This is a genomic window from Desulfosarcina alkanivorans (genome assembly GCF_009688945.1).
Lineage (GTDB): Bacteria > Desulfobacterota > Desulfobacteria > Desulfobacterales > Desulfosarcinaceae > Desulfosarcina > Desulfosarcina alkanivorans.
This window is the reverse complement of the sequence record NZ_AP021874.1, coordinates 6,823,895-6,842,502: the sequence shown is the minus strand read 5'-3', so window position 1 is coordinate 6,842,502 and position 18,608 is coordinate 6,823,895. Positions and strand designations below refer to the sequence as shown.

Below are 18,608 nucleotides of genomic sequence, written 5' to 3'. Positions count from 1 at the left end.
AGTCAAGGTTGCTAAGCTCAAGAGGAATGCTTGGGTTTTCAATAAGGACGCTGATTATGAAATTAGAACCAATCCCAACTCTCTGCAGTTAATCCATAGGAAATCATTCAAAGTTGTCGTTGAAGCGAAGGTTACAGGTAACAATAAAATTGTTATACCAAAAGGTGTTTTTTACACAAGCAAAGGAAACATTTTGGAAATTTCCTCTAAGTATTGGAAGCTTGATGGGATCACAATGTCAGGAAATATAATCGAGGGATGCGGAAAAGCTGTCTCTATAGGATAACCAAAATCTTAAAAGATCCACATACCACAGGCAAGGAGCTTTCTCGGAGCTATCGGAAAGCTGGCATTGGAAGGCACAGAATGTGAGCTATGTGTGAACTTGGTGATTTAAAAACCTGTGATATTCTCGTTAGATAACAATCAGGAGGCTTAAATGCTTGCTTTTGTCGGAGGATTTGCAATTGCCACTTTCCTACATTTAACATTCGGTTTAACTTGGGTTCTAATCATTGTTTTATTGGCCTGCGCGTTATCGTTACAAATATCTTATACCCATCGACTGAACGCCCTTTTAGGAGGAACTGATCCTGTCTTAGCATTTGGCGCTAAAAACCTTAAAGAGCTTAAAAAGTCGATTTCAGTTCCACTTTCAGTATCGGCGCTAAGTTTTCTTGCAAAAGTAGCAACTTGGGGTGGGGTATGTGCAGCCGTGTATTCATTTGGCTGGTTTAAAATTGACAATATATAGATGAAAATTTTGTTACCTAAAGAATTCTGGCGCGAGGATGGGCGCAGTAACAATGATCCTGCCACACCCGCCAAGAAGCGAAAGTCAAAAGGAGGGTAACATGATGTCCAAGATTTCAGTTTCGATTTTGAGCATTCTTTTTTTTGTCGTTGGTTGTGTCAAAGATCAGGATGTATGGACCGGTGGCAACCCCTCTGCTTTTGATCGAGACTCCTACGAATGCGAACGGGATGCTGCCGTATTCCTATCCCCTCTGCAAACCCCTGACTATAACGAAAGGGTGCGAAAACGGTTATTTGAAAAATGTATGAAGGCTCGGGGGTGGCAAAAGGATAGAAAGAATTGATGCGCGCACTCCAGCGATCTTCAGCCAACTCCCCTACTCTGGGATGGCTCCTGTCCCATCTCCGTGAAAGGGCTCCTATAGAGGAGGTCCGGAGCTGGCATTGTAGCTCTATGGATGTGCGCTACATGAATACTTTTCAGTTGGCTGACATTTTGATTCTGGTGATAAATCGCATGAGATCAGTTGAAGGCTGTTTTTTGGCGGGAAAAGATTCAGGGACAAAATCGGTCCATTAGAAGTGGAGTGGGTAAAGATGGATGATTCCGAAGTAGATAAAACTGATGTTCAGGTTTTAGGTTACCGAAAGAGGGAGGATGAGCCACACGAACTCTCAGCAGAATCAGGGGGCAACAATGTTGACTTACTGGATCATGATCTAACCGACGAGAGAAAGGCTAACGAAAAGGATCAAGGTCCAGCTGAAGAGAGTAAGGTTAACGAAAAAGATCAGGATTCAACTGAAGAGAGTAAGGCTAACGAAAAGGAGGCTGTCTATCAGAAAGTTGCTCAAAATAAAGAAGGAAAAAAGAAGCCTTTAATCTCTATTTTTTTTGGTTTGGTGGGACACTTTTTAAACTGGCTGAATCAATACAGCAACCTCATGGTTGCATTGGCAACTTTTGCATTGGCTTTTTTAACTTACAGCCACATTGATGAAGCCCGCGAGATGAGAAAAGAAACCAAAAAACTGGCCGATTCAAGTATCAAGCAATTCATGATTAAGTCTTATCCTGTATTCTTGGTAGTTACAGAAAAAACCGAGTATATAGATGGGATATTCAATCATAGTTACCAAATTCATAACATGGGAGAGCTTGCCGCCCATGATGTGACATGCTTATTTGTTCAAGTTTTTAAAGACCGAAAGAAAAGATGGATGTTTATTGTAGATAGTAGCGGCATGTATGAGGGAAAAAATAGATCAAGCAATTTAGATTATAGTGAAAAAATACCACCAAATTCACATAAAAAGATTTCATTTAAAAAACATTTTGAAGGAGAATATGCATTCGAGGAGATGGTATATCAGCTCGTTTACATACGATTTAAAGTCCCATACGATGATATTGTTGATTCCCGCAATCAACGGAAGACAATTTTCGGATTAAATTGAAGAGTTTTCGAAGTTTTCAAATTTACTGGAACTTTGTTTATATCCACCGGTTTTCAACGACTTTCCACCGTTGGTCGGACCTCTATTAGGGTGCGCTACGCGCTCCAATCTTATGGGTTTTTCAAGGCATGGGCAGGAAGGCTTGAATAAAATGAGGGGAGCAGCATTTCTGATTTGCTACTCCCCTCTGGGCATTTTATTCAATGCCTCCTGCACCCGGCTATCCCTTGACAGGTTGCTCCCCAGCAGAGCCTGTCTCCGTTTCACCGGGCAAACCGTATCGAATCGGATTAAAATTTCATCTTTTTCTGCTGGCTTACCACAGACAACTCATCCGTTAATCGGTTGAGCACATTTAAGATGGCGGCCAATACAAGCGCCTCCAGTTTTTGGCGGATATCTTCGGCGGTCGGATGGGATGGCATATCGACTCCTTTCCTAAAATATTTCGGATGCGGCAAGCCGCACATGTTCCGCGTTGACAGTTTTTTCATGACCCATTGCCGCGGCAACCAGGGCACCGCGAGCCAGGTGGTTGGCTTTCCTGAAGATGCCGCCCGATCCTTGGTGGATGGCCGTGATAGCATCACCTTCGAACAGCATCCGGTCGATTCCGGCAATGGTCAGATGATGCTGAAGATAGGTTTGCATCTGTTCTTTTTTGGAACCGATGAAATGGCTTTTGGCCACCACCCGCGATGCCAGGGGAAGACAACCCGGATATCGCAGGTTGTCGATCAAATGAGTTTGTCCGGCCAGTACCATGGGCAGGTAGGGTTTTGAGTCCATCTCGAACTGACACAGCGTATGCAGCTCCACGAAGACTTCCAGACGGAGCAAAGAGGCTTCATCGATGACCAGAACGACATTTTGTTTTTTCCCGTGGATCAATTCCAATACTTCTCGTTTGATTCCATCGGTCATGGCCGCACGGGAGGTCCCGGCAGGTTTCATTCCCAGTTCTCCCATGATCAGGCGGTACAGTTCCAGGATGGAACCGGACGTGGCTGTGACGTAGACCAGCTTGTACTCGGAAGGATGCAGACCGTTTACCAGATAACGGATGGCTGTGGATTTACCGGAGCCGATCTCACCGGTGATCAGATAAATCGCCCCTAACCCCAAACTGTAATCGAAACGGTTCTTCGCTGCCGCCAGTTGATCCGTTTCAAGTATATCCGTCACCGCGATATCCGCCGTGAAGGGCTCTTTCTCAAAACCGAAGAACGGCAGATACGGCGTATTCATTTCCATAGACCGCCTCCCTGATAATCCGTCTTGTGGGCCGGTTCGAGTTGGGTATTGATGTTCTTGTCCCGCTTTACCCGGCAGTTAACATGCAGATCCACGGGAACCAACAATCCGTGGGACTTCCGATTGAAAAACACCTCAGCCGTTTTCGGTTCGCTTTCGTGATACAAAATCAGCACCCGCTTGCCGATCAATACCACCGGGGCTTCGAACAGGTTGCCGTTGAGTGTGACGGTTCGATCCTTTGCGACGGTTCGGTATACGGCGGTGCGAAAGTGATCGTTCAGGTTCTTCGGTGCCGTTCGGATGCAGGCAAGGTTTTTGCTGAACCGGTTAAAGGGCGTCATGCCGGTGGCGCTGTGAATGCGTTGGTGATAGGCTGTATCGAGCCAATGGGCAAACGACTGATTCAATCGTTCCAGGGAGGAAAGATCGGCTGCAGGTAAAAATCCACCGCGAACGGTTTTGAAGAATCTCTCAATTTTGCCCTTGCCTTGGGGCTTGTACGGCCTTGCATGAATGAGGGCGATGGCCAGTGAGGCACAGGTAAATTCGAGTTTGCGGCTGCGATAGGCAGCGCCGTTGTCCACGTACAGTTTTCGCGGCAATCCTCGTTTGGAAAGTGCTTTTTCAAAAGCATCCATGAAACTGGCCAGGTTCTCCGACAGGTAGAACCCGCCGTAAACGATCAATCGGGAATGATCGTCGATAAAAGCGATCAAATAGCTTTTTCGCATTTTCTGATCGACCACCACCTTGGGTCCGTGCATCACATCGCTTTGCCAGATGTCGTTGACCAGCTCGGCTTCGTACTTTCTTCGATCCTCCGGTTTGGGGGATTGATCCATCAACCCGTGTCGGTGAAACAGCCGATAGAGGGTGGAAAGACCAAAGCTTGCAGGAACAATTGTCTGGCGTTTGAGACTTTCCAAAAGCATCGGGACTGGCGTTGCCATCTGGCTTTGTCTAGTGGCAAGGACGATGTTGACTGTTTCTTCGTCCAAGTTTCGGGATCTACCCTGATCGCCTCTTTTCCCGGGATACAGCGATTCGATACGGCCGTTGCTTTTTTGGTAACGTCGAATCCAGCGATAGATCGTATTTTCGCTGATCCGTGTTCGGCTGGAATAGGGAATGACCCATTTGCGCTCGCACTTCTCCCTCAACAGTCGCCGTTTCTCGCTTCTGGTCAGGTTCGTCGTGCCGACAAACTCGTGAATGACCCCGAACCGGAAAACAGCGACGGTCTCATCCTTTTCTTGTGTCATACAAACCTCCTTTTTTGTGTTTCCCCTGGCTTTAAACCATTTCTCACGGTACGGGGAGCGCACTGTTCGGTAGGTTTGTCGATGACGGAAAGAACTCCGGATTAGATGGTCCGACTGACAGGTGTCCGGCCCATATTCAGGAATAGGGAAAAGGCGGCAAGCAAATCGGTTCCGATCCCGAAACAGGCCAGGGCTTTTCGTTTCAGTGCGGCCAGCCAATGGCGCTGCCGGGATGTAGACAACTTCGAGTTCCATCTGCCGCTGGATAGGCGTTGCTTCAAACAATCGGAAATTGTTAAAATCGGCACCTGGAAACGATTAAAATAACCTTCGGGCTTCATTTTGATAATGCAATTACAGTCCGGGCAACGGTATCTTCGAAGCCATACGCCAAAAGCAAATCCATCAAAATAGGCGAGTACGAAACCGTGTCCCCATATTCGGGTTGAACCACACCTGGGGCATCCGCGAGGTGTTGGCCAACAAAAATTGCGTCCCTGTTCATCAATATCCTTGAGTTTTACACAAACGGAAAGTATCATCGGACCATTCTTTGTTGGGGTCGATAATACGACCCGGTTTTCTGGGGTGCTCCGGTCTGCCAACCGTCACCCCTTTTCTTTATCCATAAAAAAAGCCCCCTTGCCGGAGGCTCATCTAATTCGAAAATTCTTTTCCGTTTGTCAACGATTGTGATTATCTTGCCGGTTACTCCACCCTCGATCCCGCTAACCTACAATATTTACAGCTACGAAACTTTTGGATATATTTTAGAAGATGCCCATGCTGATATTGATCCAGAGCAGGTTAAATACCATTGGGAAATACTCACGGACAAGGAAAAAAATCAACTTATCGAAAGCCATCTTGATGTAAACCGTAGAACATCAATAAAGTATGTTAATGATGCTGTTAAACCGTTCCTGGAAGATTTTGAACACCAGAAACTTGAATCAGGCTCTGGTAGGAATGGCTGAAACAGGATTTTAGATAGACCGCCCCCGCAACGCTTTGCTGAACTCGGCCAAGCAGTTAGTCAGGCACGGTGATCCTCATCCCCTCCCATACGTTCAAGCCAACTCAAAATCCAACTTCAGCACAGCCTCCCGGTACAGGGTCTCAACTCGATACCCCTTAGCATAGCGCCTTGAGGTTTCTGTCTTTCCGGCCCTACCTGTCAGCTCCTCAATGATAGATTCCTGCACCATAGCTTTCCATAGCGTATCTGTAGCCGTGTGCCGTAAACTGTGGAAATTCTTTTTAGGGTCTGTGATCTTCACCTTGTTGCGGAGGTATCCCATAAAGCTCTTGCTGAACTGGTGGCTGAACTTTCCGTTGGCCTTGGTGAGCTCGGGAAACAGCCTCTGGCTACCCTTTGCCTTCATCTTTTCTGCATACTTGGCAAATTCCCCAGCGATCTCAGGGTGCAGGGGTACAGTCCTGATGGAATTCTGATTCTTGAGCCGCCTGCCATTGTCCATGTTGTGATCCAAGCACACCAAGACCTCCCCGGTATCGTTTGCCTTCACCTCCACCACATCTGCGGTCTGCAGGTTGGCCAGTTCTTCAACCCTTGAGCCGGTCCACAAAGCAAGCCTCGGCAACCAATAGCGAGCTGGGCTACCCTTGCCACCGCCCCCATTGGCCACCCATTTATCAAAGGTCTCTGGATTGAATATCCTCTTAAGATCATCAGGTGTGTATGGTGACCGCTGCTCCCGCTGGTTTCCCTTCTTGGATGGTATCAGCCCAGCAATCACAGGGTTCTTTTTCACATACTCATTGTCCAGAGCATATTGGAAGATGGATCGGGCAAGGTTCAGGTATTCCCTGCGAGTGGTGATATCCATGGTTTTGGTGTGCTTTCCGGCCAGCTCTGCCGAGCTAACCCCACCCAAATCCTTGTACCCTTTCAAGGAAAAACTCGGAGGCAACAGCTCCAGAATCCTGCCATATTCCCGCAGCATATCCACTGTGATCTGGCTGACGGGGGTGCTGTGTCCGAGCACCTGCAGCAGGGCTTGCAGCTTGGGGTGGTGGTTCCTGACCGTAGTGTTTCTCCACTTTCCTGACTCTACCTTTTGCCGCTGGAACTCATCGATAAGCTCTTGCATGGTTGGACCCGCAGCAGCGGGAGTTTCAGCAGTCAGCGGTGGCTCAATAGTGGCAGGCTCGGCAGCGGTATTCGGCTTAACAGCAGGGAGTTCAGGGGCACTGACCGGTTTGCTGGTATCCGGCTGCTCCTGCAATCCGAGATCCTTCAGAATTGAATCAACATCATGGCCTTGGAAATGGCCCACGCTGGTCTCTCGGTTAGCCTCCAGCAGCCTGATGTTGGCCTTCAGCAGCTCATAACACAGCATCTTGTATTGGTTGGAATCTTTTTCAATTGGCCCGACCCCCCTCACCTTCAGCTGGTGATCCAGATGCGGTCCCATGAAATCTACATGCCTGCGTGTGGTGAGCTGCTCCCTGCTGACATCCAAGGCGGCATCCAATCCGTCCAGTTCATCATCCACCGTTCCAAGGTTACCCTTCCTGCCGGTGGCCTGCATCAGATCGAAATCCTCCAAAGAAGCCTTCACATAGTCCCTGATCAGCTTCTTGATTTTCATTGGATCAATTTCTTGGTCGCTATTCATTTTGTTGATTCCCCTAACCCTGAGCTCACGAAACGCTAACTGGTATCGGACATTTGCCACCTCTGCCAGCCTGCCCGCCTCTCTGCGGCTTCCCGTTCCAAGGCTGATGCTTAGGTCACTTCCACCCAAGGTATCGGTCAGCTCCTTGGGAACCTTAACCTGCAGATGATATGTCCTATTTCTCTTCACCAGAAAACACAAAAGGCACCTCCCAGTCAGCTGTAAAAAAGCTGTAAATGGTAGGTGCCTAAAGCGTTTATGCTGTTATTTCAATGGTTTGGTGGCGATGCAGGGACTTGAACCCCGGACGCTGCGGATATGAGCCGCATGCTCTAACCAGCTGAGCTACATCGCCATGATTCTTATCGTGGCTGAAAAAGAACAGCGGACTATTAACAGCTCGGCCGCTGTTAGTCAAGCCGAAAACAAAAACCTTTTATTTGAGTGTGGTCGATCCGGTCACCTCGATGGTGAACTCCTCAAGATCGGTGGGCAGCCCGGAAAACACAACCATGAAGGGAATCGACTTTCCCGGTTCGATTTTCACGTTGCTGCGGTTATCCCCCAGGCGATTGGACAGCCGGGCCTTGATTTTATCCCATTCCAGGTTGGCCAGCTCAAGATCGGACATGATATTTCCGCAGTATACCTTTTCCTGGTTTACGGGGACTTTGCCGGTAGAGAAGAGTTTGCCCAACAACGTGATCATGCCGCGGTTTTCGGTATAGCCGTTCTTCACCTTGCCGGAAACCACAAAGAGCTTTCCGACGCTGGCATTGTCGATAAACTTGCTGTTGATATCGAAGGTGGTCAGCTTGAGGTTGCCCGGATCATCCACCTTGGGCTTCAGGTAATCGCTGAGAAAGGGAATATCGATGCCGTTCTGGTTCAGCATGTAATAAGTCCCGTATCCACCTCCACCGAGAATAGCAACGATCAGCAGAAATACCAGCGATTTGCTGACACCCTTTTTTACCGGTCGAGGTGCAGCCGCCGGCTTGGCCGTAACGGCGGGTTCAGGCGGTGCCTGCTCGGCCTTGTCGGCCGTTGGCTCGGGGATGGCCACGGTCTCTTCCAGTCCTTCGTCTTCCAAGGTCTGTTCCGCCTGACTGTCCGACTCCACCTCAAATTCCAACTCCATATCCACAGATTCAGGGCTCTCTGCTTCGGCGCCGGCTTTGGCAGGGACATCCTCCTCGAAATCCGAAAGATCGAATTCCAACTCATTGTCGACCGCCACGGTTTCGGTCGGGGTGCCCAGCAACTGATCATCGCCCAGGTCCAGATCCAGTTCCGGTTCTTCCAAGGCCTCGTCCGTTTCTTCGGTATCGACATCTTCCAAGGCCTGCTCGAGTTCGGACAGATCCAGTTCTTCATCCTTCACCAGCGAATCGTCATCACCGGATTCGGACATCCATTTTTCCGTCTCAAGGCTGGCTTCGATATCCAGGTCCAGGTCCTGTTCCGGCACGGCACTCAGATCGACACTTTCCGTTTCGGGCTCTTCGAGCATTTTTTCGATTTCAGACAGGTCGATTTCCTGGTCGCCATCATCGGCCAAGTCGATGTCAGCGGCATCATCCCCACCGTCGGCATCCAGGTCGAATTCCAGGTCTTCCAGGGTTTCCTCCGGTATATCCGCAACCTTATCGCCATCAAGGGCCGGCACATCGTCCATTTCGAGTTTCAATTCAGGCTCTTCACCGCCATCGACAATCATGGTGACGGCGTCGTCATCGCCCTCATCGTCCTCCATCAGCAGGCTCTCCAGGCTGGACAGGTCGAGATCATCTTCGAGTTCGGACAGGCCGGCGGCCGGTTCCATCTCTCCCGCCTCCGCATCATCCATGTCCAGCGTCAGATCCAGGTCGTCATCGACGGAAAGGTCGGATTCCGTATCGGGTTCGGATTCATCCGTATCGGCATCGGCTTCCAGATCGAAATCCAGGGAGAGCTCATCCAGCTCGGCGTCAACCGCATCGGACGGCGGCGTGTCATCACCCATATCCAGGGTAAGATCCAGGTCGTCCAGATCCATCCCGTCGTCATCAAGATCGGCAATTACCGTGGCGGTGCCGCTGGAATCGTCGTCGGATTCTGACGGGAGCCCCAGGTCAAAATCTTCCTGATCCAAGTCGGCAATCACCGTTTCGGCCACATCCGGCGGCCCGTCCAGAGAGAGGTCCAGGTCATCATCCAGGTTGGCGATAACGGTGGCGGCGACATCGTCGTCGGCATTCTCCGAAGAAGCGTCCAAGCTGAAATCATCATCGTCCAGACCGGCAATAACCGCCAGATCGTCGTCATCCTCCGGCTCCGGTTCAAGGGAAACATCCGTCAACTCTTCACTCAGAACGCCACTGACCGCATCTTCAATCTCCACATCCGACACGTCGTCTTCCGCTTCGTCTTCCAGTGCAAAATCAAGATCGGCGCCGTCATCAAAAAGTTTCGCGGCATCTTCTTCGAGAACATCCGCCTCCGGCGTCTGCGCCTCAGCGGCATCTGCATCCGTCGCGGCGTCCTGCCCAGCGGAAGCGAAGGTGGCAGGTGCCGCCGAAAGGGCATCGGAAGCCGCTTCCGATTCGGCTGCAGGCTCTGCATCATGGGATTCTGCCGGTGGTTCCGGTGTTGACGCCTGCTGCGGAAAGGCAGTGAAAACGTTTGCGCATACCGAGCACCTGACTTTGGAACCAGTGGGTTTGAGCATCTTGTCATCAAGATTGAAACTGGTGTTGCACGATTTACAGGTGATAATCATGGCGCCCCTCACTGACTAGAGTTTCATATGGTATATTTCCGGCAAGTTCCTGTAATACTCGGCATAATCCAAACCATACCCGACAAGAAAGCCTTCCGGTACGGTCGAGCAGGCATAATCGACCGTAACCGCCGCCTTTCGGCGTTCACGTTTGTCGATCATTGCGCACACCTTGATACTGCCGGGGCTCATACGCTTCAGGTGGCGGATGAGATAAGCCAACGTCAGGCCGGTATCGACGATGTCTTCCACCACAAGCACATCTTTTCCGCGGATATCGACGTCAATATCTTTTTTGAGCACAATATTCCCTGAAGATATGGTATCGGCACCGTAGCTGGAAGCTTGAAGAAAATCTATTTTTACCTTTTCCAGCGTTAACTGGCGGACAAGATCGGCGAGAAAAATAAACGCGCCCTTGAGCACGCCGACCAGCACCAGTTCCCTGCCCTGATAGTCGTCTGAAATGATTTTGGCGATCCTGACGGTCTGGCGCTGGATGTCATTCTTTTTGATAACGGGAGTAAATTCTGGCATATGTGGTCTTTACTGCGCGTCGCGCAACTGGCAAGCATTATGGAATTTGGGGACAGAAGAAAAAAGGGTCATGGGAATCAGTGGTTTGGTGCGGGTATCGCCAATGCAGTTTAAAAAATTTAAGTAACCGTTTATCGGCATCCATGAAACACCAATTCCATGCCGCCAGTTTTGCGAAAAAGTAACCTACTGCGGGTTAGTTGTCAATGAATTTAATTTGTTACAAGCCTGTGGCAGCCAGTTTTTCAACGAGTTTTTTCTGTTCAGAAGTGAGCTTGTTCCCGATGTCCACCGAAACGGTGACATACAGGTCTCCCTTTTTACTGCCCTTCATTTTGGGAAGCCCGTGCCCGGCCAGACGCATGCGGGTTTTGTGACGGGTTCCCGGAGGGATCTTGAGATTCAGTTCTCCCCCTTCAACGGTAGGGATCTGCACCTGAGTCCCCAAAAGGGATTCGCTGAGCCGGATGGTGGTGGTGGTGTGAAGGTCATACTCCTCTGCGGTGAATACCGGATCGGCTGAAACACGGGATTGGATATACAGGTCTCCGGGAGGCCCCCCGTAGCTGCTCTGCTCCCCCTTCCCGGCCAACCGGAGCTTCTTGCCGGTAATCATGCCCGGTGGGATCTTGACCGTTATGTTTTCATTTCGCCCCTGGTGTTGAAAGGTGACGGTCTTGCTGGTTCCGCCGGCCACATCGCGCAGCGTCAGGGGCAATTCATAGACCAGATCCGATCCTTTGACAGGCGCCTGGCGCCGCTGGCGACCACCGAACGGCCCGCCAAAGGGAGATCCGCCACCAAAGGAAAACCGCCCTCCCTGGCCGCCAAAGCCGAACTCCTTGAGAATATCTCCCAGGTCTGCATTTCTGAAAATATCCTCCTGGGAGTACCGCTGGTGGAAATCGGTGGAGCCAAAGGTATCGTACTGCTGGCGTTTTTCCTTGTCGCTGAGCACCGCGTAGGCTTCACTGACCTTTTTAAACATCTCTTCGGCGTGTTTATTTCCCTTGGAATGGTCGGGGTGGTACTGCATGGCCAGTTTGCGGTAGGCCTTCTTAATCTCGGCATCCGTGGCGGTCTTGGACACGCCCAGCGTCTGGTAGTAGTCCTGTTGGGACATGATCGCTCCTGTTCCCTGATTTGGTTGGTTCCGGCGATTCCGTGCATTCTGGGGTCGCCCTGTTTTTTACGCTGAAAAAATAAGGTGTTCGCTTTTTAATGTCAAGCCGGCGAATCGGTTCATCGGGACGGCTTGCTCAGCCGGTCCAGGCGCAGCCGGTGCCGGTCGTCAAAGAGCCGTCGAGAGCCGGCCCACACGGCAATCAACGCCCCGAAACCGGTGCCGGCGGAGATGATGAACATGATCAGGATCTGGTATTTGACCGCTTCAAAGGGCGGGTTGCCGGCAAGAATCTGGCCGGTCATCATGCCGGGCAGGCTCACCAGGCCGGCGGCGGCCATGGCATTGATGGAAGGAATCATGGCACTGCGCGCACTGGAGCGGCGAATGCCGCCGATCGCCTCGGACCAGGTGTTGCCCAGCATCAATTGCGCTTCAATGATACGGCGCTGCTCCCAGGCCGATTCCGTCAGGCGGTCCAGGCCCAATGCGATGCCGGTCATGGTGTTGCCCAGCATCATCCCCAGCAAAGGAATGGCATACTGCGGGGTATACCATGGGTCGACACGGATTACGGCCAATAATGAAAGGGTGGTGATGGCAAAAGAGGAGACAAACATGGCCCCCCCGCCCATGCCGACCCCCCACCAGCCGGAAAAACGTCTTTTCTGCCGGGCCATCACTTCGCGGGCGGCCGCGATCAGCATCACCGCAGCCATGACGGCGATCCACAAGGGGTGAATCGATGAGAACACAACCTTCAGGACCAGGCCCACCAGACACAGCTGGATGGTGGTTCGCAAAGCGGCCACGAGGATCTGGCCGCCCAGGTCCAGCCCCATGCGCCGACTGGCCAGGGCAAGGGCAATCACCAGCAGGGCGGCCAGGGAAAGATCCGTCGGGGAAAGGAAAATCGTCTCCGCTGTCACCGATCGCCTCCATCGTTTCCGATGCGACCGCCCGAGATGCACACGACCCGGCTGGCCACCCGGTGCAGTTGCTCCCTGCGGTGGCCGACCCACAGAACCGCCGCTCCGGTCGCTTCACGGTAGCCGGCCACCAGCTTTTCGACCCTCGTTGTATTGTCCGGATCCAGATTGGCGGTGGGTTCATCCAGAAGCAACAGGCCGGGATCGTTTTCCAGAAGGCGCAGCAGGGCCAGGCGCTGGCGCTCGCCACTGGAAAGCCGTGAAACCGGCCAGGTCAGCATTCCCGGGTCCAGCCCCAGCCGATGGAAACGGTCGGCATCGGGCCGTGAAAAATGCTCGCCCGCGGTATCGAACCACCACAGGCTTTCAGCCGGCAAAAGGGCCACCTGCCGCCGCCATTCGGGTGCATGAATCTGCCGCTGCTCCGTTCCATCGAGGTAGACCGCCCCGCCATGGGGTTCCATATCGGCAATGGCTCGCAAAAACAGGGTCTTGCCTGATCCGGAGGGCCCGGACAGCCCCACGCATATGCCGGCATCGACATCCATACTGACAGGGCCGACACCATGAATGCAAAGGCCGTCCACCCGAAGCCGGGGGGTCATCGGTTTTTCCATGACCGCAGGTGCACCATGAGGACGGAGATGGCGGCTGGCGTCATCCCCGCAATGCGGGATGCCTGCCCCAGTGATGCGGGTCGAACGGCGTCCAGCTTTTCCTTGAGTTCACTGGACAGACCATGAACGGCCGCATAGTCGATCGTTTCGGGGAGTCTGATCTGTTCCAGGTGCCTGAATTTTTCGATTTCCTGAAGCTGGCGCTGGATATAGCCTTCATATTTGACTTCTATCTCAACCTGCCGCGCCACCGACGCCGATAGTGGGGGATCGATGGGGGCCAGCGTCGAAACGGCGCCGTAATCCAGTTCGGCCCGCTTCAACAGCTGGATCAGATGAATGCCGTTGTCGATGGGCGGCGTCCCCTGCGACGCCAGATAGGCATTGACCGCAGGCTGCGGTTTGATCACGGTCCGTTTGATGCGCCCGATTTCCGACTGGATATGGGCTTTTCGTTCACGGATTTCCCCGACCGCGCCGGCAGCCACCAGTCCCAGGTCGTGACCGATCTCCGAAAGGCGGAGGTCGGCGTTGTCTTCCCTGAGCATGAGCCGGTATTCCGCCCGGGAGGTAAACATGCGGTAGGGTTCACGGGTCCCCCGCGTGACCAGGTCGTCCACCATCACCCCCATGTAGGCCTGGCTGCGGTCCAGGATAAAGGGCGGCCTTTTTTGCACCACACAGGCGGCATTAATGCCGGCCCACATGCCCTGAGCCGCGGCCTCCTCATATCCCGACGTGCCGTTGATCTGACCGGCCAGATAGAGCCCTTTGACCCGCTTGGTCTCCAGCGTGGGCCGCAACTGGACCGGGTCGATGAAGTCGTACTCGATGGCATAGGCCGGGCGCATGATTTCCGCCTGCTCAAGCCCCCTGACGCTTCTGACCACCTGGATCTGAACCTCCAGAGGCAAACTGTTGCCCAGGCCGGACGCATATATTTCCCGGGTGTCCAGCCCCTCGGGCTCCAGGATGATCTGGTGGCGGTCACGTTCCGGGAAGCGGACAATCTTGTCTTCAAAGGAGGGGCAATAGCGGGCCGGCACCCCTTTTATGGCTCCGCTGTGCAGGGCCGACAGGTGCAGGTTGTCCCGCACCAGCCGGTGCACCGCCTCGCTGGTGTGTCCGATATAGCTGGGGATCTGGGGAAGCTGCGCCAATTGCGCAGAAAAAGAGAAAGCCCGGACAGGATCCTCCAGCGGCTGCTCCTCGAACCGCGAAAAATCGATACTGGCCCGGTCAAGTCGCGGGGGGGTGCCGGTCTTCATGCGGCCCAGGCTGAAGCCCAGTTCCTTTAAATGCCCGGGAAGGCTGTATGCGGCAAACTCCCCTGCCCGCCCGGCCTGCATGGTTGTGTCGCCGATGTGCACCAGACCGGAAAGAAAGGTACCGGTGGCCAGCACAACACAGGGCGCCTGGTAACCGAAACCCGTATGATCCGCCGCCCCGCATACCCGACCCCCCTCGACGATGAGGCGCTCCACCAGGGCCTGTTTCAGATCCAGGCCGGGCTGAGCCTCCACCACCGCTTTCATGGCCGTGTGATAGCGGCCCTTGTCGTTCTGGGTCCGGGTGGATTGCACCGCCGGCCCTTTTTTGGTGTTGAGGGTCTTGTACTGAATCGCCGAGCAGTCGGCAATTTTAGCCATCTCTCCGCCCAGGGCATCGATCTCCCTGACCAGCTGCCCCTTGGCCATACCACCGATAGAAGGGCTGCACGGCATGGCGGCAATCTTGTCCAGGTCGATAGCCAGCAGCAGTACCCGGCAGCCCATGCGGGCGGCCGCCAAAGCGCCCTCGCAGCCGGCGTGCCCGCCGCCCACGACAATCACATCGTATTGTTTCCGGTAAATCCCCATCTGTTTTCACGGCCTGTAAAAAAATTAAATGACGCGCGGATTGCCAGCGCCCGTCCGGAAATGGTAGATTTGAGCCTGGGGCCAAGGCGGCAGCGAGTTTGAAACCGCAGTCGCAGGAACGCTGCGTCGGGAATTTCATCCGGGCGAAAACGCAGTCCGGGCCGAATGATGCCGTTTCCGGACAGGCACTATATAATTGCCGTGATAATTAGGTCAAGAACAGGATTGCCATGCAGAAAAAACCATACCGGGACCTGAACACCTACTTTCGAACCCGATTCGGCTGCCGGGTCCACAAAGTCACCGTCGACGCCGGACTGGACTGCCCCAACCGAGACGGCACCCTCTCCACCGGCGGATGCATCTATTGCAATGCCAAGGGATCCGGCACCGGTGCCCATCGACAGGGGGTGTCGATTACCAGGCAGATCGAACGCAGCAAGGATCGAATCGCCCGGCGCTTCAAAACCAACCTGCTGATGGCCTACTTTCAATCCTTCACCAACACCTATGCCCCCGTCAAACAGCTGAAAGCCCTTTACGACGAAGCCCTGGCCGTCGAAAACGTGGTGGGGCTGGCCATCGGCACCCGGCCCGACTGCGTGGACGAGGCGGTGCTGGACCTTCTGGAATCTTATGCCCGGGACCATCTCATCTGGATCGAATACGGCCTGCAAAGCGCCCATGATCATACCTTGTCCCTGATCAACCGCGGCCACGATTTTGCCTGCTTCCAACGGGCGGTATCGGCCACGCACGGCCGCAATATCAACATCTGCGCCCACGTGATCCTGGGCCTGCCCGGAGAAACCCGGCAGGATATGATGGCGACCGCCGACGCCGTCGCCGCCATGGGTATCGACGGCGTCAAACTGCACCTGCTTTACGTGGTGCGGGGCACCCCCATGGAAGCCCTGTACCGAAGCGGCCGCTACCGATGCCTGAGGCAGCGGGAGTATGCCGAACTGGTCTGCAGCTTCATCGAACGGCTCCCGGAGACAACCATCATTCAGCGGCTTACCGGCGATCCCCACCTGCACGAACTGGTGGCCCCCGCCTGGTCTCTCCAAAAAAAGGACACCGTGGAACTGATCCACCGCACCTTTCAGGAGAAAAACACCTGGCAGGGCAAACGGTTGATGCCCTCGTAAAATTCGCTTTCCCCACGGATTCGCACCGCCGGCATCCGATTGATAAAGAATCCGGGAGCCAGAATCCAGAATCCAGAAGAAGGTGTCGCCATTGGCTCACGCCTTCGTATTTAATCGCAGGAGCACAGCGACATCCCGACGCTTCTGGCTTCTGACTCCTGAATTCTGACTTCTTGTTGCGTGAGCGACAATCAAACGCCTGCCGCCCTTTCCAAGGGCCAAACAAAGCCCGGCCCTTCGGGTCAGGATCTTTTATTCCTTGACGACTTTATTTTTTTGATCTAAACATTTGTTTAAAACACTTGTTTAATCTTACAGCAAAGAAAGTACCTCACCATGGCACCCCCTTCCGATGACAAACCGGTTAAAGAAAAAATAATAGATGCCGCCGGCAACGTGTTCGGTCAAATGGGCTACAAGGCGGCCACGATCCGCGAAATCTGCCGTGCAGCCGGCGTAAACGTGGCGTCCATCAATTACTATTTCGGCGGCAAACAAGGGCTGTACCGCACCGTGGTCACGGACCTGCTCTCCCGGACGTTTGACCGCTATCCCATCGATGAGGGAATCGGCATCCACGCGTCTCTCGAAGACCGCCTGCGGGCCTTTATTCGTGGCGCCCTGCAGCGGCTGTTGTCACCCGACGGGCTGTCCGGCTACCCGGGTAAAGGGCAGCTGATAGCCCGGGAGCTGGCCGATCCATCCCCCTTCATGGATGACCTGGTCGACCAGTTCATCCGGCCGACGGCCGCCGTTCTCAGCACCATCATCTCGGAAATGCTGGGACCGGGTGCGACGGTCCGCGACATCATGCGCTGCCAGATCAGTGTGATCGGCCAGTGTTTTCACTATGCCATGGCCCGCCCCATCGTCACCAGACTGGTGGCCCTGGATTTCTCGAAAGCGGACATTATCGATGAGTTGACCGGCCACATCACCCGGTTTTCCCTGGCCGGGATTGAATCGGTTCGCCAGTCCAGGGTCTCCACTCCTCCCGCGCAGGTGGATGAACCCCGTATGGAAGGGAAGTCGAAATGAGAAAGCGAATAGCCATTATCATACTGATAACCGCGGCCGCACTGACCGTCATGGCATGGAATCTGTACGTTGGAAAAAACGCCGTCGATGGCCGGATTCACCTGTCCGGAAACATGGATGTCACCCAGGTGGACCTGGCCTTTAAGATTGCCGGCCGATTGCGTCAACGCCTGGTGGATGAGGGCCATCCGGTCACCCGCGGTCAGCGCGTCGCCATTCTGGACGACACGGATCAGCAATTTCAGCTCGAAAAAGCGGATGCCGAACTGGCATATGCCCTGTCCGTGCTGTCCGAACTGGAGGCCGGCAGCCGGCCCGAAGAGATCGACCGGGCAGCGGCCCGGGTCCGTCAGGCGCGATTTGCCTTGAACGAACGGATCGCCGGGAGCCGCGACCAGGAAATCGCCGAAGCCCAGGCCGATTTAAAACGGGCCATGGCAGACGAACAGACCGCCCGCAGCGAACTGGCCCTGGCGCAATCGGATTTTAACCGCTACGCCGCCGTTTTCGAAGAAGGAGGCATCAGCCGCCAGACGTTCGAGGTCTATCGCACCCGCCTGGAAACGGCCAAAAATGCACGCAAGGCCGCCGTATCCAGGCGTCAGGCAACCGGCCAGCGCCTGAGCCTTCGTCAGGAAGGCAGCCGCAGCGAACAAATCGACCAGGCCCGATGGATCCTGGCCCAGGCGGAAGCCGATTACGCCCTGGTGGCCGCCGGCCCCCGAAAGGAGACCATCGGCCAGGCCAAAGCCCGCGTGGCTGCCGCTGACGCCGTGCTGAAGATCGCCCGGCAGCAGGTGGCGGAAACCGAACTCTTCGCCCCGTTCGACGGCGTGGTTCTCAGCACCTCGGCAGAAGCCGGCGCCTACGTGAACCCGGGCACAACGGTCCTTACCGTTGGCGACACCGAACACATCTGGCTTCGGGCCTACGTGACCGAAACGGATCTGGGGCGAATCAGACGGGGCCAGTCCGCCAGGGTAACCATCGATGCCTACCCGGATCGCAGCTGGACCGGAACCATCAGCTTCATCAGCAGCGAAGCGGAGTTCACCCCCAAATCCGTTCAGACCTATAAGGAACGGCGCAATCTGGTCTATCGGATCAAAATCCAGCTGTCCAATCCGGACGGTGCCCTGAAACCGGGCATGCCGGCCGACGCCATCATCGAGGTTGAATCGTGACGACCGGTCCCGGCGACGAGGCCATCCGGGTCGA

General features: G+C 54.1%; 17 protein-coding genes and 1 tRNA gene. 7 read left to right on the top strand and 11 right to left on the bottom strand.

The features are described 5' to 3' along the window. Positions 1-439 precede the first annotated feature (439 nt). From DSCA_RS29765 to DSCA_RS29755, 3 genes are all read left to right on the top strand, one after another. Positions 440-754, top strand: a complete 315-nt coding sequence (locus DSCA_RS29765) for a hypothetical protein (RefSeq protein ID WP_155319888.1) — start codon at positions 440-442, stop codon at positions 752-754. A gap of 100 nt (positions 755-854) precedes the next feature. Next, a complete protein-coding gene (locus DSCA_RS29760; RefSeq protein ID WP_155319887.1) occupies positions 855-1,100 on the top strand; it encodes a hypothetical protein in 246 nt (81 codons plus the stop codon). Between the two features lie 253 nt (positions 1,101-1,353). Then, entirely contained in the window at positions 1,354-2,214 is an 861-nt protein-coding gene (locus DSCA_RS29755; protein WP_155319886.1) for a hypothetical protein, read from the top strand. 290 nt (positions 2,215-2,504) lie between these two features. Here DSCA_RS29755 and DSCA_RS33035 read toward each other — a convergent pair whose 3' ends face one another. Genes DSCA_RS33035 through DSCA_RS29745 form a run of 3 tightly spaced genes read right to left on the bottom strand, consistent with a single transcriptional unit; the run spans position 2,505 to position 4,733 of the window. Continuing rightward, positions 2,505-2,639, bottom strand: a complete 135-nt coding sequence (locus DSCA_RS33035) for a hypothetical protein (RefSeq protein ID WP_269434622.1) — start codon at positions 2,637-2,639, stop codon at positions 2,505-2,507. 13 nt (positions 2,640-2,652) lie between these two features. Continuing rightward, positions 2,653-3,468, bottom strand: coding sequence for an ExeA family protein (locus DSCA_RS29750; RefSeq protein WP_197904692.1), 816 nt, complete (start codon positions 3,466-3,468; stop codon positions 2,653-2,655). Continuing rightward, the gene (locus DSCA_RS29745; RefSeq protein WP_155314545.1) at positions 3,459-4,733 is read right to left on the bottom strand and encodes a DDE-type integrase/transposase/recombinase; all 1,275 of its coding nucleotides are present in this window, start codon (positions 4,731-4,733) and stop codon (positions 3,459-3,461) included. Before DSCA_RS29745 ends, DSCA_RS29750 begins: the two co-directional genes overlap by 10 nt. A gap of 680 nt (positions 4,734-5,413) precedes the next feature. On the opposite strand from DSCA_RS29745, the gene DSCA_RS29740 reads away from it, so the two are divergent. Then, complete coding sequence (locus DSCA_RS29740; RefSeq protein WP_155319885.1) at positions 5,414-5,710, top strand: acetate and sugar kinases/Hsc70/actin family protein; 297 nt, start codon at positions 5,414-5,416, stop codon at positions 5,708-5,710. Between the two features lie 93 nt (positions 5,711-5,803). Here the strand turns inward: DSCA_RS29740 and DSCA_RS29735 are convergent, their stop codons facing one another. The 8 genes from DSCA_RS29735 to mnmG form a co-directional block, all read right to left on the bottom strand. Then, the gene (locus DSCA_RS29735; protein WP_155319884.1) at positions 5,804-7,576 is read right to left on the bottom strand and encodes a site-specific integrase; all 1,773 of its coding nucleotides are present in this window, start codon (positions 7,574-7,576) and stop codon (positions 5,804-5,806) included. 77 nt (positions 7,577-7,653) lie between these two features. Then, positions 7,654-7,730 (bottom strand) — tRNA-Met (locus tag DSCA_RS29730). 81 nt (positions 7,731-7,811) lie between these two features. After that, positions 7,812-10,136 (bottom strand): zinc-ribbon domain-containing protein, encoded by a 2,325-nt coding sequence (locus DSCA_RS29725; RefSeq protein ID WP_155320599.1) that lies wholly within the window; start codon positions 10,134-10,136, stop codon positions 7,812-7,814. A gap of 15 nt (positions 10,137-10,151) precedes the next feature. Next, on the bottom strand, positions 10,152-10,673 hold the full coding sequence (hpt, locus tag DSCA_RS29720; RefSeq protein ID WP_155319883.1) for a hypoxanthine phosphoribosyltransferase: 522 nt from the start codon (positions 10,671-10,673) through the stop codon (positions 10,152-10,154). A gap of 220 nt (positions 10,674-10,893) precedes the next feature. After that, positions 10,894-11,796, bottom strand: a complete 903-nt coding sequence (locus DSCA_RS29715) for a DnaJ C-terminal domain-containing protein (protein ID WP_155319882.1) — start codon at positions 11,794-11,796, stop codon at positions 10,894-10,896. 119 nt (positions 11,797-11,915) lie between these two features. Then, positions 11,916-12,725, bottom strand: a complete 810-nt coding sequence (locus DSCA_RS29710) for an ABC transporter permease (protein ID WP_155319881.1) — start codon at positions 12,723-12,725, stop codon at positions 11,916-11,918. Then, positions 12,722-13,330: an ABC transporter ATP-binding protein gene (locus DSCA_RS29705; RefSeq protein WP_155319880.1), complete on the bottom strand. Its 609-nt coding sequence runs from the start codon at positions 13,328-13,330 to the stop codon at positions 12,722-12,724. The genes DSCA_RS29710 and DSCA_RS29705 overlap by 4 nt, the downstream gene beginning before the upstream one ends. Beyond that, entirely contained in the window at positions 13,327-15,201 is a 1,875-nt protein-coding gene (mnmG, locus tag DSCA_RS29700; RefSeq protein WP_155319879.1) for a tRNA uridine-5-carboxymethylaminomethyl(34) synthesis enzyme MnmG, read from the bottom strand. Before mnmG ends, DSCA_RS29705 begins: the two co-directional genes overlap by 4 nt. A gap of 230 nt (positions 15,202-15,431) precedes the next feature. On the opposite strand from mnmG, the gene DSCA_RS29695 reads away from it, so the two are divergent. The 3 genes from DSCA_RS29695 (at position 15,432) to DSCA_RS29685 (ending at position 18,574) form a co-directional block, all read left to right on the top strand. Then, positions 15,432-16,352: a TIGR01212 family radical SAM protein gene (locus tag DSCA_RS29695; RefSeq protein ID WP_155319878.1), complete on the top strand. Its 921-nt coding sequence runs from the start codon at positions 15,432-15,434 to the stop codon at positions 16,350-16,352. 336 nt (positions 16,353-16,688) lie between these two features. Continuing rightward, on the top strand, positions 16,689-17,390 hold the full coding sequence (locus tag DSCA_RS29690; RefSeq protein WP_155319877.1) for a CerR family C-terminal domain-containing protein: 702 nt from the start codon (positions 16,689-16,691) through the stop codon (positions 17,388-17,390). Then, complete coding sequence (locus tag DSCA_RS29685; RefSeq protein ID WP_155319876.1) at positions 17,387-18,574, top strand: efflux RND transporter periplasmic adaptor subunit; 1,188 nt, start codon at positions 17,387-17,389, stop codon at positions 18,572-18,574. The genes DSCA_RS29690 and DSCA_RS29685 overlap by 4 nt, the downstream gene beginning before the upstream one ends. Positions 18,575-18,608 lie beyond the last annotated feature (34 nt).

What these genes read in the sequence shown, in the direction of transcription:
- DSCA_RS29690 (WP_155319877.1), top strand. Translation starts at nt 16,689, where the DNA reads ATGGCACCCCCTTCCGATGACAAACCGGTTAAAGAAAAAATAATAGAT.
- DSCA_RS29715 (WP_155319882.1), bottom strand. Translation starts at nt 11,796, where the DNA reads ATGTCCCAACAGGACTACTACCAGACGCTGGGCGTGTCCAAGACCGCC.
- DSCA_RS29755 (WP_155319886.1), top strand. Translation starts at nt 1,354, where the DNA reads ATGGATGATTCCGAAGTAGATAAAACTGATGTTCAGGTTTTAGGTTAC.
- DSCA_RS29705 (WP_155319880.1), bottom strand. Translation starts at nt 13,330, where the DNA reads ATGACCCCCCGGCTTCGGGTGGACGGCCTTTGCATTCATGGTGTCGGC.
- DSCA_RS29725 (WP_155320599.1), bottom strand. Translation starts at nt 10,136, where the DNA reads ATGATTATCACCTGTAAATCGTGCAACACCAGTTTCAATCTTGATGAC.
- DSCA_RS29750 (WP_197904692.1), bottom strand. Translation starts at nt 3,468, where the DNA reads ATGGAAATGAATACGCCGTATCTGCCGTTCTTCGGTTTTGAGAAAGAG.
- DSCA_RS29745 (WP_155314545.1), bottom strand. Translation starts at nt 4,733, where the DNA reads ATGACACAAGAAAAGGATGAGACCGTCGCTGTTTTCCGGTTCGGGGTC.
- DSCA_RS29765 (WP_155319888.1), top strand. Translation starts at nt 440, where the DNA reads ATGCTTGCTTTTGTCGGAGGATTTGCAATTGCCACTTTCCTACATTTA.
- DSCA_RS29685 (WP_155319876.1), top strand. Translation starts at nt 17,387, where the DNA reads ATGAGAAAGCGAATAGCCATTATCATACTGATAACCGCGGCCGCACTG.
- mnmG (WP_155319879.1), bottom strand. Translation starts at nt 15,201, where the DNA reads ATGGGGATTTACCGGAAACAATACGATGTGATTGTCGTGGGCGGCGGG.
- DSCA_RS29695 (WP_155319878.1), top strand. Translation starts at nt 15,432, where the DNA reads ATGCAGAAAAAACCATACCGGGACCTGAACACCTACTTTCGAACCCGA.
- DSCA_RS33035 (WP_269434622.1), bottom strand. Translation starts at nt 2,639, where the DNA reads ATGCCATCCCATCCGACCGCCGAAGATATCCGCCAAAAACTGGAGGCG.
- hpt (WP_155319883.1), bottom strand. Translation starts at nt 10,673, where the DNA reads ATGCCAGAATTTACTCCCGTTATCAAAAAGAATGACATCCAGCGCCAG.
- DSCA_RS29760 (WP_155319887.1), top strand. Translation starts at nt 855, where the DNA reads ATGATGTCCAAGATTTCAGTTTCGATTTTGAGCATTCTTTTTTTTGTC.